The 14,029-nt window shown below is 71.9% G+C and carries 13 protein-coding genes; 4 read left to right on the top strand and 9 right to left on the bottom strand.

The genetic code is table 11. The features are described from left to right. Window positions 1–37: 37 nt before the first annotated feature. The 3 genes from OG456_RS26495 to OG456_RS26485 all read right to left on the bottom strand — a co-directional run bounded on the left by OG456_RS26495 (window position 38) and on the right by OG456_RS26485 (window position 2,566). Entirely contained in the window at window positions 38–1,204 is a 1,167-nt protein-coding gene (locus tag OG456_RS26495) for an ArsA family ATPase (protein ID WP_266565141.1), read from the bottom strand. Between the two features lie 85 nt (window positions 1,205–1,289). Further along, window positions 1,290–1,724 (bottom strand): SRPBCC family protein, encoded by a 435-nt coding sequence (locus OG456_RS26490; protein WP_266565140.1) that lies wholly within the window; start codon window positions 1,722–1,724, stop codon window positions 1,290–1,292. An 80-nt stretch (window positions 1,725–1,804) separates the two neighbouring features. After that, a complete protein-coding gene (locus OG456_RS26485; RefSeq protein WP_266565139.1) occupies window positions 1,805–2,566 on the bottom strand; it encodes a metallophosphoesterase in 762 nt (253 codons plus the stop codon). A 309-nt stretch (window positions 2,567–2,875) separates the two neighbouring features. On the opposite strand from OG456_RS26485, the gene OG456_RS26480 reads away from it, so the two are divergent. Beyond that, a complete protein-coding gene (locus OG456_RS26480) occupies window positions 2,876–4,672 on the top strand; it encodes a long-chain fatty acid--CoA ligase (protein ID WP_266565137.1) in 1,797 nt (598 codons plus the stop codon). An 86-nt stretch (window positions 4,673–4,758) separates the two neighbouring features. On the opposite strand, the gene OG456_RS26475 is transcribed toward OG456_RS26480, so the two are convergent. After that, complete coding sequence (locus OG456_RS26475) at window positions 4,759–5,901, bottom strand: glycosyltransferase family 4 protein (RefSeq protein WP_266565135.1); 1,143 nt, start codon at window positions 5,899–5,901, stop codon at window positions 4,759–4,761. Between the two features lie 78 nt (window positions 5,902–5,979). Between OG456_RS26475 and OG456_RS26470 the strand changes: the two genes are divergently transcribed. Beyond that, complete coding sequence (locus OG456_RS26470; protein ID WP_266565133.1) at window positions 5,980–7,218, top strand: glycosyltransferase 87 family protein; 1,239 nt, start codon at window positions 5,980–5,982, stop codon at window positions 7,216–7,218. Between the two features lie 13 nt (window positions 7,219–7,231). Here OG456_RS26470 and OG456_RS26465 read toward each other — a convergent pair whose 3' ends face one another. From OG456_RS26465 to OG456_RS26445, 5 genes are all read right to left on the bottom strand, one after another. Then, a complete protein-coding gene (locus OG456_RS26465; protein WP_266565131.1) occupies window positions 7,232–8,440 on the bottom strand; it encodes a hypothetical protein in 1,209 nt (402 codons plus the stop codon). Between the two features lie 51 nt (window positions 8,441–8,491). Beyond that, window positions 8,492–9,550: an NlpC/P60 family protein gene (locus OG456_RS26460; RefSeq protein WP_266565129.1), complete on the bottom strand. Its 1,059-nt coding sequence runs from the start codon at window positions 9,548–9,550 to the stop codon at window positions 8,492–8,494. A gap of 216 nt (window positions 9,551–9,766) precedes the next feature. Continuing rightward, the gene (locus OG456_RS26455; protein ID WP_266565127.1) at window positions 9,767–10,798 is read right to left on the bottom strand and encodes a C40 family peptidase; all 1,032 of its coding nucleotides are present in this window, start codon (window positions 10,796–10,798) and stop codon (window positions 9,767–9,769) included. A 316-nt stretch (window positions 10,799–11,114) separates the two neighbouring features. After that, a complete protein-coding gene (locus OG456_RS26450; protein ID WP_266565125.1) occupies window positions 11,115–12,464 on the bottom strand; it encodes an NYN domain-containing protein in 1,350 nt (449 codons plus the stop codon). Between the two features lie 43 nt (window positions 12,465–12,507). Next, a complete protein-coding gene (locus OG456_RS26445) occupies window positions 12,508–12,747 on the bottom strand; it encodes a hypothetical protein (protein WP_100592168.1) in 240 nt (79 codons plus the stop codon). A 144-nt stretch (window positions 12,748–12,891) separates the two neighbouring features. Here OG456_RS26445 and OG456_RS26440 point away from each other — a divergent pair, with 144 nt between their 5' ends. Both OG456_RS26440 and OG456_RS26435 read left to right on the top strand, forming a co-directional pair. Next, on the top strand, window positions 12,892–13,653 hold the full coding sequence (locus tag OG456_RS26440) for a rhomboid family intramembrane serine protease (protein WP_266565122.1): 762 nt from the start codon (window positions 12,892–12,894) through the stop codon (window positions 13,651–13,653). Between the two features lie 45 nt (window positions 13,654–13,698). Then, on the top strand, window positions 13,699–13,980 hold the full coding sequence (locus tag OG456_RS26435) for an Lrp/AsnC family transcriptional regulator (RefSeq protein ID WP_100592167.1): 282 nt from the start codon (window positions 13,699–13,701) through the stop codon (window positions 13,978–13,980). Window positions 13,981–14,029: the final 49 nt, after the last annotated feature.

Here is a 14,029-nt window from a genome sequence, read left to right as displayed (position 1 = left end):
GCGTACCTTCGACGTTACCCGAACGGCGGTAGTCCGTTCACCGTCCCCGCGGCCACAGGCCGGGGTCGGGGGTGAACCTGATGCGCAGGACGCCGTCGCGCAGGCCGGCGCCTGCGACGGTGCAGCGGCGCAGCGCCGACGGCAGGGAGACGATGCGGCGGAGGGGTCCGGCGGTGACGACGAGTTCGTCGCCGCGCCGCACCAGCCCGAGGTCCTCGCGGACGGTGCCGGGCAGCGGCAGGTGCCACACGAGGACGCCCTCGTCGGCGATGCGGTCCTCGACGGGCCAGGCGGTCGCGGCCGGCGCGGGCGGGACCGGCGGTGCGCCGAGCGCGGCCAGGTCGTCGGCGCCGCGCGGGTCACGGCCCAGGTGGGGCAGCTCATGCACGTCGTACGTGCCCTGCCAGGTGGCGACGACCTTGCGCTGGCGGGCGGCGGCGTCGGTGAGCCAGGGGTCGGTGGAGCCGTCGGGGAGCACACGGGAGGCGAGCAGCGCGTCGGCGCGCAGGCCGTGCAGGGCGAGGGCGGTGGTCGTGGTGAGCAGGGCGGCGGCCGCTGCGGGCGTGGGTTCGGCGACGAGGCGCACGGTGGTGTGCGGGTCCTCGATGACGGCCTGGGCGGCGGCGAGTTCGGTGTCCCAGCGGTCCGCCGTCTCGTACAGCCACTCCGCGGGCATGGGAACGCCGGCGAGGCGGCCGAGGAGGGGGCGCAGGGCGCGGGCGGCCTGGCGTTCCGGGGGGAGCAGGCGGCGCAGGTAGCGGCGCAGCTGTTCCGGCAGGGCGAGCAGGGCGAGGGCCTGCGGCGCCGGGGGAAGGTCGACGACGACGAGGTCGTAGGGACCGTGGGCGCTGTCGCGCAGGGCGCGGAGCAGGGCGAGCTCGTTGCTGCCGGGCAGCGGGGTGAGTTCCTCGGCGTCGAGTCGGGTGGCGCCCAGGAGGTCGAGGGCGGACGCTGCTTTTTCCTGGAGGCCGGCGAGGTCCTCGCGGAAGCGGTCCGCCGGGGCGAGACGTATCGCGGTGAGACCGGGTTCGACGGACGTCGGCGCCGCGCCCGTAGGGGTGGCGAGGGCGGCGCCGAGGGTGTCCGTGGGGTCCGCCGAGAGCACGAGGGTGCGGGCTCCGCGGCGGGCGGCGGTGAGGGCCGTGGCCGCGGCGGCGGTGGTCCGGCCGGAGCCGCCGGGGCCGGTTACCAGAACGGTGCGCATGGGGTGTGAGGCTACCTGGGGCGCAGGTGGCCCCCGGCAGGCCGCCGGACGGAGCCGGCGGGCCGCCGGACGGGGCTGCCGGAAGCTACTTCGTCTCCACGCGCTTCTTCAGGCCGGCGAGGGCGCGGTCGATGATGACCTTCTCGGCCTTGCGCTTGATCATGCCGAGCATGGGGATCTTGACGTCGACCGTGAGGCGGTAGGTGACCTCGGTGCCCGTGCCGGACGACTTGAGGAGGTACGTGCCGTCGAGGGAGCGCAGCATCTGGGACTTGACCAGGGTCCAGGAGACCTCGTTGTCCCCGGTCCAGGTGTAGGCCAGGGTCTGGTCGTCCTTGATCGCTCCGGCGTCCATGACGAGTCGCACCTGCTCGGCGCGGCCCGCGCCGTCCGTGGCGAGGACCTCGGCCTCCTTCACCTCTCCCGTCCAGTCGGGGTAGCGGGCGAAGTCGGCGATCACCCCCATGACATCGGCCGGTGCCGCCTCGATCGTGATGCTCGAGCTGGTGTGTTCCGCCATCGCGGTGGCTCCTCCAGATGCGGTCCGCTGAGGGGTGGTGTGTATCGCGTGAAGGCTACCGCGCACCGGCGGCGGCGCTGTCACCACTCCAGGGCCCAGGGCCTGCCCGAACCCGCGAAGTGGCCGACATTGACGCACTCCGTCGCCCCGATCCGCATGCGCCGGGTGAGCGGCTGGTGGACGTGGCCGAACAGGGAGTACCGGGGGCGGGTGCGCCGGATCGCCTCCAGGAGGGCGCGGCTGCCGCGCTCGAAGCGGCGCGCGACGGTGTCGTAGACGAGTTCGGGGACGTCCGGCGGGATGTGGGTGCACAGCACGTCGACCTCCCCGACGGCCTCGATCTTGGCGGCGTACTCCTCGTCGCTGATCTCGTACGGGGTGCGCATGGCGCTGCGCAGTCCGCCGCCGACGAAGCCGAAGACGAGGCCGCCGATCTCGACGCGCTCGCCGTCGAGGACGGTGGTGCCGGGTCCGGCGTACTCGGACCACAGGTGCGGGATGTCGACGTTGCCGTAGGTGGCGTACGTCGGCGTGGGGAACGCCGCGAAGAGCTCGGCGTACTGCTTGCGCACCGCCGTCTCGATGGCGGTCCCGCGATCGATCCCGGCCCACAGCCCGGCGCCGAACGTACGTGCCTCCTCGAAGCGGCGGGCGGTGCGCAGCTCGACGATGCGGTGCGCGTTCTCCACACCGAACAGGTCCGGGAAGATGCCACGCGAATGATCTGCGTAGTCGAGGAAGAGCACCAGGTCACCGAGGCAGACGAGGGCGTCCGCCCCGTCTCCCGCCCGGGCGAGGTCTGTGGAGTTTCCGTGCACATCGCTGACCACATGTACGCGCATGCGATCACCCTAGAACTGTGTGGGAATCGTGGGTAGAGGGGGCCGGACCTGCGGTTACTTCCTATTCGCCGATTCGGTGGACTAGGGTCGGCGGAGCAGTTACACGGCGTGTGACGCAGCGAACATCTGGCCTGGACCCCCTACCGGAAAAGCAGTACCGGTGGGTAACGTCCGGGCAGTCCAGTAGTGCTCAGCATTTCAACCACTGGGGCTACCACTGCTTCAGCAGCTGAGCACCTGCCCGATCTTGGACCGCATCGTCGACTCACACAATGCCGTGGCGCCGGTGCCCTATGAGGAGCAGCAGTCTTGCGCGAGTTCAGCCTTCCGGCCCTGTACGAGGTCCCTGCGGACGGCAATCTGACCGACATCGTCCGCAGAAACGCCGCGCAGCACCCCGACGTCGCCGTCATCGCCCGCAAGGTGAACGGCAGCTGGCAGGACGTCACTGCCACCACCTTCCTCGCGGAGGTGCGGTCCGCCGCCAAGGGCCTGATCGCCTCCGGCGTGCAGCCGGGCGACCGGGTCGGCCTGATGTCCCGTACCCGTTACGAGTGGACGCTCCTCGACTTCGCGATCTGGAGCGCCGGCGCGATCACCGTCCCGGTGTACGAGACCAGCTCCGCCGAGCAGATCCAGTGGATTCTCGGCGACTCCGGCGCCGTGGCCTGCGTGGTCGAGAGCGCCGCGCACGAGGCCACCGTCGAGTCCGTGCGCGACGGGCTCCCCGGGCTCACCCACATCTGGCAGATCGACGCCGGCGGTGTCCAGGAGCTGGACCGTGCGGGCGCCGATGTCTCCGACGTGACCGTCGACGAGCGCAGCGCGGTCGCGAAGGCCGACGACCCGGCGACGATCGTCTACACCTCGGGCACCACGGGCCGCCCCAAGGGCTGTGTCCTCACGCACCGCAGCTTCTTCGCCGAGTGCGGGAACGTGGTCGAGCGCCTCAAGCCCCTCTTCCGTACGGGCGAGTGCTCGGTGCTGCTCTTCCTGCCCGTCGCGCACGTCTTCGGCCGCCTGGTCGAGGTCGCCTCGCTGATGGCCCCGATCAAGCTGGGCCACGCCCCCGACATCAAGCACCTCACCGATGAACTGGCCGCGTTCCGGCCGACGTTGATCCTGGGTGTGCCGCGCGTCTTCGAGAAGGTCTACAACTCGGCACGCGCCAAGGCGCAGGCCGACGGCAAGGGCAAGATCTTCGACAAGGCGGCCGACACGGCCATCGAGTACAGCCGCGCCCTGGACACCCCCAAGGGCCCGTCCATCGGTCTGAAGCTGAAGTACAAGACGTTCGACAAGCTCGTCTACTCCAAGCTGCGCGCCGTCCTCGGCGGCCGCGGCGAGTACGCGATCTCAGGCGGCGCCCCGCTCGGCGAGCGCCTCGGCCACTTCTTCCGCGGCATCGGCTTCACGGTCCTCGAGGGCTACGGCCTGACCGAGTCCTGCGCCGCCACCGCCTTCAACCCGTGGGACCGGCAGAAGATCGGCACGGTCGGCCAGCCGCTGCCGGGTTCCGTGGTCCGGATCGCCGACGACGGCGAGGTGCTGCTGCACGGCGAGCACCTGTTCTCGGGCTACTGGAACAACGAGGCCGCGACCGAGGAGGCGCTGGCCGACGGCTGGTTCCACACGGGCGACATCGGCACGCTCGACGAGGACGGCTACCTCCGGATCACCGGCCGCAAGAAGGAGATCATCGTGACGGCGGGCGGCAAGAACGTCGCCCCGGCCGTCATCGAGGACCGCATCCGTGCGCACGCCCTGGTCGCCGAGTGCATGGTCGTCGGCGACGGGCGCCCCTTCGTCGGCGCACTCGTCACGGTCGACGACGAGTTCCTCGGTCGCTGGGCCGCCGAACACGGCAAGCCGGCCGACTCGACCGCGGTGTCCCTCCGGGACGACGCGGACCTCCTCGCGGCGATCCAGACGGCCGTGGACGACGGCAACGCGGCGGTCTCCAAGGCGGAGTCGGTGCGCAAGTTCCGTATCCTGCCGACCCAGTTCACGGAGGAGTCGGGCCACCTGACGCCGTCCCTGAAGCTGAAGCGGAACGTGGTGGCGAAGGACTACGCCGACGAGATCGAAGCGATCTACCGGGGCTGAGCCCTGCGGGGGCTCCGCCCCCGCGTCCCTTGTCCTCGAACGCCGGACGGGCTGGATGGATCATCCAGCCCGTCCGGCGTTCGGCGTCACAACAGCCCGCGCAGGCGCTCAGCCAGCAGATCCCACCGCCAGCGCTCCTCGACCCACTCGCGCCCCCGCTCCCCCATGCGACGCCGCAACTCCCCGTCGCCGAGGAGCGTGATGATCCGGTCCGCGGAGTCCTCCGCGTCGCCGCCCCTCACGACCCAGCCCGTCTCCCCGTCGAGCACCGCGTCCGGCGCGCCGCCGGAGTCGCCCGCGACGACCGGCAGGCCCGTCGCCGACGCCTCCAGGTAGACGATGCCGAGACCCTCGACGTCGAGGCCCCCGCGCCGGGTCCGGCACGGCATGGCGAACACGTCGCCCGCCCCGTAGTGCGCGGGCAGCTCCGACCACGGCACGGCCCCCGTGAAGCGCACCGAGTCGGTGACGCCCGTCTCCGCGGCGAGCCGCCGCAGCTCCTTCTCGTACGGGCCGCCGCCCACGACGAGCAGCACCGCGTCCGGGACGGCCGCCAGGATCCGCGGCATCGCGAGGATCAGGGTGTCCTGCCCCTTGCGCGGCACAAGCCGCGAGACGCACACGACGACGGGCCGGTCGGTCAGTCCGAGCCGCTCGCGCACCAGGTCGCCGCCGGAGCCGGGGTGGAACGTCTTCTCGTCCACCCCCGGCGGCAGCTGCACCATCCGGCCCGCCGCGGCGGGCGTCAGCGCGGCGGCGATCCGCGACCGCGTGTACTCGCCGAGATACGTGATCGTGTCCGTCGACTCGCCGATGCGGCGCAGCAGTTGGCGCGACGCGGGCAGTTGCGCCCAGCCGGCCTCGTGCCCGTGCGTGGTGGCCACCAGGCGCCGGGCGCCGGCCTTGCGCAGCGCCGGAGCCATCAGGCCGAGCGGGGCGGCCGCGCCGAACCACACCGACGTGCAGCCGTGCTCCTTGAGCAGGCCCACCGCGCGCCGGGTGACGCGGGGCGTCGGCAGCAGCATCGTCGTACGGTCGCGCACGACGGTGAAGGGCTGTTCGGCGTCGAAGGCGGCGGTCGCCTCGACGCCCTCCCGGGTGCGCTTCCAGGTGGAGGCGTAGACGACGAGCTGCTCGGGGTCCAGGCGGAGCGCCATGTTGTGCAGGAACGCCTGGATGCCACCGGGCCTGGGCGGGAAGTCGTTGGTCACGATCAGGGTCTTGTGCATCGCCGCCGACAGTACCTAACGCACCGGTGGGCCGTGCTTCATGGCCCCTGCACAGCTCTGCCCGGCATCATGGCCCGAATGATGCCGAGAATCCCGGTCCCCGCGGTGCTGGTGTGGGCCGCGACCAGGGCGCTGCTCCTCCTGTGCGTCATGAAGGTGATCACGGTCCCGGGTCCCGACGTGACGAGCGACGTCTCCGTCATCTACCGCAACTGGTACGGGATCCTGCGCACGGGCACGTTCCCGCTGGACGACGTCACCTGGCAGTACCCGCCGGCCGCCGCGGGCGCGATCCTCTCCCCCGCCCTCCTGCCGTTCCTGTCCTACGCCACCGCGTTCTTCCTGCTCGCTCTCCTCGCCGACGCGCTCACCTTCGGGCTCCTCGTGTACGCGGGCGGGCGGCCCGGCAGGTCGTGGCGCGGGGCGTGGGTGTGGGTCGCGGGCGTGCCGCTGCTCGGTCCGACCGCGTACGCCCGTTACGACGTCATGGTCACGGCGGTCGCGGTGGCCGCGCTGCTGGCCGGGGCCCGGCATCCGCGCGTCATGGGGGTGCTCACGGGGCTCGGCGCGCTGCTGAAGGTGTGGCCCCTGCTCCTGCTGCTCGGGACCCGCCGCGGCCGCGTCACGCGGGTCTCCTGGGGCAGCGCGGCCCTCACGGCCGGCGCCCTGGTCGTCGCCTTCGCGGCGGCGATGCCGGGCGCGCTCGGCTTCCTCACCTCCCAGCGCGACCGCGGCACGGAGGTCGAGTCGCTCGGCGCGCTGGTGTTCCACGTGGCGCGGCAGTTCGGCTGGCCGGGCTCCGTCGGGCTGAACTACGGCTCGATGGAGTTCCTCGGCCCCTACGTGAACGTCGTGAGCGTGGTCGCGCAGGTGCTGACGATGCTCGCGTTCGCCTGGCTCCTGATGTGGCGGCTGAGGGCGCGGGCCTGGGCGCCGGGGACGCTCGCGGACGCGGCGTTCGTCGCGGTGCTGCTGTTCACGACGACGAGCCGGGTGATCAGCCCCCAGTACATGCTGTGGCTGACCGGTCTGGCCGCGGTGTCGACCGTGTTCTCCGCGAGCCGGATGACACCGCCGGCCTGCCTGGTCGTGGCGGCGTCCCTCGTGACGTTCCTGGAGTTCCCCCTCGGCTTTGGACACGTCGTGTACGGCGACGGACTCGGCCTCGCCCTGATCCTCGTACGCAACGGTCTGCTGGTCGCCGCCTCCCTCACCGCCGCCCGGCGCCTGTGGCGGCAGACGGTCACGGAGCCGCGGACGCGCGCACAGGCGCCGCTTCCCCGGGCGGCCCGCGACGAGACCCTGCTCACGTCATGACCCCGCCGGCCGGTCAGCCGAGCCGGGCCCGCAGATAATCCCGCCAGTCCGCCGTGAACTTCTCCTCCGTCGTCCCGAGCACGCTCGTCATCGCCTCCTCGACCGCCCCTGCCCGCCGCTTGTGCTTCCCCACGGCGCGGTAGAAGTCGTTCAGCTTCGCCTCGCCCCAGCGGTCTGCGATCATCCGGCAGGCCAGCCACCCGCCCTCATACGCCTGCGCGAGCCGCCCTGCGTCGCCGGAGAACCCGAAGTCCGGGTCGGTGGGGAGCGCGGCCGGCAGCCGGCCGAGCCGCACCGCGCGCTGCAGTTCCGGCGCGGCCTGCCCCGCGGAGCGGCCGGTACCGCGGTAGCCGACCCAGTCCGCGTACCCCTCGGACAGCCACAGCGGAGTCGCGCCCGACGTCGCCGCGCGGGTGGCGACGTGGGTGGTCTCGTGCGTGAGGACGACCTGCTTGCCGAAGGAGCCGAGCACGCCGTAGGCGTCCGGGTTCACGATGATCCGGTCGGCCGGCGTCCGCCCCGGCGCCCCCGCCTCGCCGGTCGTCACGGCGGCGATCCCCCGGTACCCGGCGGCGGGGGCCCCGAGCAGCGCCCCCATGCCGTCGAGGGACTTCGGGACGAGGACCACGACCCGCTGGGCCCAGCCGGTTCCCCAGGCGTCGCTCACGGCGGGCACGGCCTCGTCGGCGAGGTCCGCGTAGTCGCTCAGCGCGCCGTGGGACCTGCCGACACCGAGAACGAGACTGTGCGCGCCCCGCTCGACGACGACCCTGCCCTGTTCCCAGAGCTGCTCGCCGGCGTTCGAGGAGGGCCGGTCGGAGGTCACGTACCAGCGGCCCTCCCGCAGTTCGAGCCCGAGGGAGCGCTCGGAGACGACGGGGGCGCTGTCGTAGCCCTTGATCCGGTAGCGCAGTTCCGCCCCGGCCGTGGCATGGCTGCCGGAGCGCTCCAGGCGCGTGAGCCGGTACGTCCAGGAGGTCAGCGGGACGTCGGTGAGGTTCGCCGGGACCGCGGCGTCCGCGCTGCCGGTGGCCCGGTACGCGGCCGGATCCCGGGCGAGGACGGCGTCGGCCCTGCGGTCGAGGGTGTGCTGCACATCGCCCCGCGCGGTGTCCTGCGCCGCTCCCCCGCCGCAGCCGACGAGCCCGGCGAGCAGGGCGGCCACGGACAGCAGGGCGACGCACGCCCCCGCTCCACCCGCACCACGCCCACGACCAGCCATCCTCCCGATCGTACGGCGCCTGCCGCGCCGGGCCCCGCCTGCCTCGACCGCTCAGACCCGTGTCACGGACGACACGGGCATCATGCCCACCGGGTCGTAGCGCACGGGCGCGCCGGGGTAGGGGGCGTGGATGACCTGGCCGTTGCCCACGTACATCCCGATGTGGCTGGCGTCCGAGCGGTAGGCGACGAGATCGCCGGGCCGCGCCTCGGACAGCGGCACCTGTCGCCCCGCGTACCGCTGGGCCTGCGAGGTGCGCGGCAGGCCCACGCCCGCCTGCGCGTACGACCACTGCATGAGGCCCGAACAGTCGAATCCGGAGGGCCCGTTGGCGCCCCACACGTACGGCTTGCCGACCGCGGACATGGCGGCGGAGACCGCCGCGGCGGCCCGGCCGGACGACGGCACGCCCGCGCCCGACAGGTCGGGGACTCCGTCGCGCACGCCACCGCGCGAGGCGCGCTCGTAGGCCTCACGCTGCGAGGCGGGCAGGGAGTTGAGCAGACGGCGGGCCTTGGCGAGCTTGTCCTCGACGGTCCGCTTGTGCCGGGCGACGGCCTTGCGGGAGCGCTCCAGGTCGACGAGTTTGAGGGTGGCCTCGGCGCGTTCCTGGGACAGGTCGCGCTGCGCCCGCTGCAGTTCGGTGAGTTCGCCGGCCTGGCGGGCGGTGATGCGGTTGAGGACCGACGCCTTGTCGAGATAGCCGTCGGGGTCCGAGGACAGGAGCAGGGTGAGAGCGGGGTCGATGCCGCCCGAGCGGTACTGGGCGCCGGCGAGCGAACCGAGTGCGCCGCGCATGGTGTTGATGCGCTCCTGCCCGCGGGCGACGCTGCCTTGAAGGTCCGCCAGTTCGTCGCGGAGCTTGTCGGCGCGCTCGTCGGCCTTGTTGAACGCCTCGGTGGCCTGCTCGGCCTGCTCGAAGAGGCGGTCGACCTCGGCCCGGGTGCCGGACGGGCGGTCCTGTGGCGCGGCGCCCGCGGGGGCGGCGGTGAGCCCGGCGGCGGTGGCCGCCACGGCCGACACTGCGGACACGGCCGACAGGAGGCCGACAGTGGAGCCGCGCGCGCTCCGGTCGAGGCCGGACTGTGCGGGACGGCGATGAGACCCCACGAGTAGCCGCTCCCCTTCCGCTGACGAACGACCCCCGGCCGGAGAACCCGGTCGGGGGAATGCGGGGCGACAGTAGTCGCGAGGGGCGGGCGCGGCCAACGACCGCTGTGGGCGGAAAACGCGACGCCCCGCCTCTGACGCAGGTCATGGGCGGGGCGTGGAGTAAGCGGGTGATGCCGGAATTCGCCCGAACGGGCGCGTTTTCGGGCGCCGCTGTCAGCCTCCGATACGGACGCCGAACATGAAGGAACCGACGGTGCTCATCGACTCGTAGCGGACGACGGCGCCGGGGTGCGGGGCGTGCAGCACCTGGCCGTTGCCGGCGTAGAGGCCCACGTGCGCGAGGTTGTTGAAGAAGACCAGGTCGCCGGGCTTGAGCTGGCTCATGCCGATCTTCGGGCCGTCGTTCTGCTGCGTGTACGTGGTCCGGGTTATGCCCGTCCCGGCCTGCGCGTAGGACCACTGGGTGAGCCCGGAGCAGTCGTAGGAGTTGGGGCCGGTGCCGCCGGAGACGTACGGCTTGCCGAGCTGCGTGGTGGCGGCGCTCAGGGCGGCGGCGCCGCGCTTGGAGGCCGGGACCTCGTTGCCGAGGTCGACGCGGGCGCCGGCGGAGCGGCTCGCGCGGGCGTCGTCGGCGGCCATCTTCTGCCGCTCGGCGGCGGTGAGGGTGTTGAGGAGCTTCTGCGCGGCGCTGAGCTTGCTCTGGACCTGCTGCTTCTTCTTGCCGAGTTCCGTGCGGGTGTCGGCGAGGTCCTTGAGCTTGTCGGCGGCCTCCTGGCGCTCCTGCGCCAGCGAACGCTGCTTCTCCTGGATCTTCTTCAGGCCCTCGACCTGCTGACCGCTGAGCTGGTCGAGCGTGGAGGCCTTGTCCAGGAAGTCGTCCGGGTCGGCGGAGAGGAAGAGCTGGACGGAGGGGTCGATGCCGCCGGAGCGGTACTGCGCGCTGGCCATCGAACCGAGGCCGGAGCGGAGCTCGTTGAGGTCCTCCTGGCCGCGGGCGACCTTGTCCTGGAGGTCGCCGATCTCCTTCTCGAGCTTCTTCTGCTTCTCCTTGGCCCCGTTGTACTTGTCGGTGGCCTTCTCCGCCTCTTCGTAGAGCTTGTCGACCTTGGCCTTGACCTCGCTCTTGGTCGGCTTCGGCGCGGCCTGTGCCGCCTGCGACGTGAGGGCCACGGCAGCGGCGGCGGTTGCGGTGAGCACGGTCACACGGGTGCGGCTCGGCTGCTTGGGTCGACGGTGGGACGCCACGAAGGCGAGCTCCTTCTTCCTCCAGCCGCCTACCGACACGCCGGTGGGCGGTGACCCTCTGCCGTCACTCCCGATGAGCGATCACCCGAGCGGAGGTTCGAGGCCAGACCTTAGTGACCTTCCTGTGATCAGTTCAAATCCTGACGGGAAAAAAGTGGTCACCGAGCGCATTCTTTGCACTCAACTCACGTGCGGTAATGCTCGTTTGACACTACGTTGCGTAAACGATCCGCCAATTCGGGCATCAGGCCCATAGGTTACGTATGAGACCTACGTTGCCTATGCGGCGAAGGGTCGGAACCTGCGCGGCCGTCGGTCAGCCGCGCGAGAGACGCTTCAGGAGCATCACGGAGGCGACGGGACGGGCGCCCGACTTGGCCACCCCGTCGGCCACCTCGCGGTCCGTGGAGACGACCACCACGGGCCGCCCGGAGGGTTCGGCGCGCACCAGCTGACGGATCAGTTCGTCGGCGGTCACACCCGCCTTCGAGAAGAGCACACGCACCCCGCGCGGCGGCGCGAGCAGTACGGGCGCGGCGAGTTCGGCCCCGTCGAAGACACAGGTGACCTCGGCGCCGGTCTGCGCGGCGAGCTGGGAGAGCGAGCCGAGCAGCCTCAGCCGCTGCTTCTCCAGCGGCATCGTCGGATAGCCGGTCTTGGTGACGTTGTAGCCGTCGACCACGAGATGGGCCTGCGGCAGGGCGAGCAGCTGGTCCAGGATGGCGGGGTCGTGCTCGGACAGGGCGCGGGCCGCGATGTCCTTGGGCGACATCCGCCCGGGTTCGACGGCGTCCACGGTCTCGGCGGGGCGCACGGACACGGGCGGCAGCGCCAGCTCACGGCGCAGCCCCTGGGCGGACTCCAGGACGGTGTCGAGCAGCAGCCGTACGCGCATGTCCTCGACGCTGCGACCCTCGCGCGCCGCCTTGCGGGAGGCCTCGAGCGCCGCCTCCGTCTCACCCAGCCGGGCCTTGAGGCGCCGCGTCTCGCTGTCGGCGGCGGACAGCTGCGCGTGCGTCTCGGCCCGTACGGCATCGGTCTCGCCGTGGACCTTGCGCAGGGCCGCCTCGCCGCGCTTGACGTCACTGAGCGCGCTGCGCAGCTTGCGGTGGAGGGACTCGGCCTCCTTCTTCGCCGACTCCAGCTCCGTGCGCAGTCGTTCGGTCTCGGACCTGGTCTGCTCACGGGCGGCCGCGACCTCCGTGCGCAGCCGCTCCAGCTCGGCCTTCGTCTCCTCGTCGGCGCGCTCGGCGTCGGCCCGCACGGCCTCCTCCCCGGCGGCCGCGACGAGCTTCACCCAGCCCGTGGGCCGCAGCACATAGGCCGCGGCGGCCACGTCGAGGGGGTCGGCGGCGGGCGGCGGCGCCCCGGAGTCCAGGGCACCGGCGAGCTCCGGCTGGGCCTCCCTGAGACGTTCGCCGATGCGCTGGCGGAAGAGCGTGTCACTCTCCACGGCGGCGGCCATCGCATTGCCGGCGAACTTGGCGCGCCGGGTCGGGGTGAAGCGCGCATACTGCCGCAACTGGGGCGGCAGTTCGGCGACCGTCAGCCCGCCGAAGCCGTCCGAGACGATCTGCACGACCCGGCGCCGCACACCCTCGGGCAACGGCCGGTCGAGCACCTCAGCGGTGCCGTCCCCGGCCTCCCCGCCTTCGCTCTCCACCATCCGTCACCCCAATGTCCGTAATTTTGGGGGGTTCCGCTCCGTCTCAGGAGCCGGCACCCGGCCTGTCCACGAGTTCGACCTGATCCACCGCGTTGCACCAGCGGCAGCGGACCGACTCGATGGTCTCACTGACCACCTCGCGCTCCTCGACCTTCGGGTCACCGGCGAGGTCGAGGTGCACGTATTCGACGACCTTCGACGAGCGGGTCACGTCGAAACGCGTGAGGTTGCCGCAGAGAGTGCAGCGCCAACGGGTCTCGGCGGTCGGCAGGGGAACCGTCATCGGGGCTGTCGCCTTCTTTCGGGGTCGTACGTTTTCCGTGGTGCGTGGTGTCCGTAACCCTACGGCCTGACGGGGACCCCCCGCGCGGGCGTCCACAGTGGGGAATCCCGGCAGGCCGTCTGGGCAGGTGTGCACCGTTACGTCATGATCTGGCACATGATCGACAATTGGGGTGCGGCGGCGGGCAGGACGGTCAGGTCGACTGTCAGGAACCAGCCGGCACCCGTGACGTACGGGCTGATCGTGCTGTGCTGCGTGGCCTTCCTGCTGTCCCCGGCGTCCGGGTTCAACCCCGTCTACGGCACCGGCGACCGGCTGCTCGCCGCGCAGAGCGACTACTTCGCCCGCTGGGGCGTGATCCCCGCCCAGCTGCTCACCGGCTCCCCACGCGCCGCGCTCACCACCGTCACGGCCCTCTTCGTCCACGGCAGCTGGCTGCACCTGCTCGGCAACATGCTCTTCCTGTACGTCTTCGGCGCGATGGTCGAAGAACGTATGGGCCACCTCCAGTTCGCGCTCTTCTACGTGCTCTCCGGCTGCGTGGCGCTGCTCGGCTACGCGATCGCGCACGCGGGGTCCGAGCAGACCCTGGTGGGCGCCTCAGGGGCGATCTCCGCGGTGCTCGGGGCGTTCCTGTATCTCTTCCCCCGGGCGCGCGTGACGAGCCTGTTCCCGTTCCTGTTCTTCCTGCCGCTGCGGTTTCCCGCGTGGGTGGTGCTGCCGTTCTGGGTGGCGCTCCAATGGGCAGCGGCGGGGCAGAGCAATCAGGGGCCCGGGGTGGCGTACCTGGCGCACCTGGTCGGGTTCTCCGTCGGATTCCTCTACGCGTGGGTGCGCTACAGAGGAAGAGGAAGGGTGCGTGAAGCGCTTCTGCGCAGGGGCGGGGGCGGGAGACGGGAGGGCTAGAGTGAAAGCAGCCCCAGCCACGGCCACCGAGGGAGACAGCCAGCCGTGATCACCGCGATCGTGCTCATCAAGACCAGCGTGGACCGGATCCCCGAGATCGCCGAGTCGATCGCCGCCCTCGACAGCGTCAGCGAGGTCTTCTCCGTGACCGGTACGTACGACCTGATCGCCATGGTGCGCGTCGCGCGCCACGACGACCTGGCGGACGTCATCCCCGGCAAGATCAGCAAGATCCCGGGCGTGGAGGCGACGGACACGCACGTCGCGTTCCGCACGTACTCGCAGCACGACCTGGAGGCGGCGTTCGCGATCGGGCTCGACTCCTGATCCCGTCCGCCTGACGACCGAAGGCCGCCCCGAGGGGCGGCCTTCGTCA

Origin of the sequence: Streptomyces sp. NBC_01446 (assembly GCF_026340095.1) — a bacterium.
Lineage (GTDB): Bacteria > Actinomycetota > Actinomycetes > Streptomycetales > Streptomycetaceae > Streptomyces > Streptomyces aureus.
Note: the sequence above shows the minus strand (reverse complement) of the source record. Positions and strands in the feature narration are given on the sequence as shown.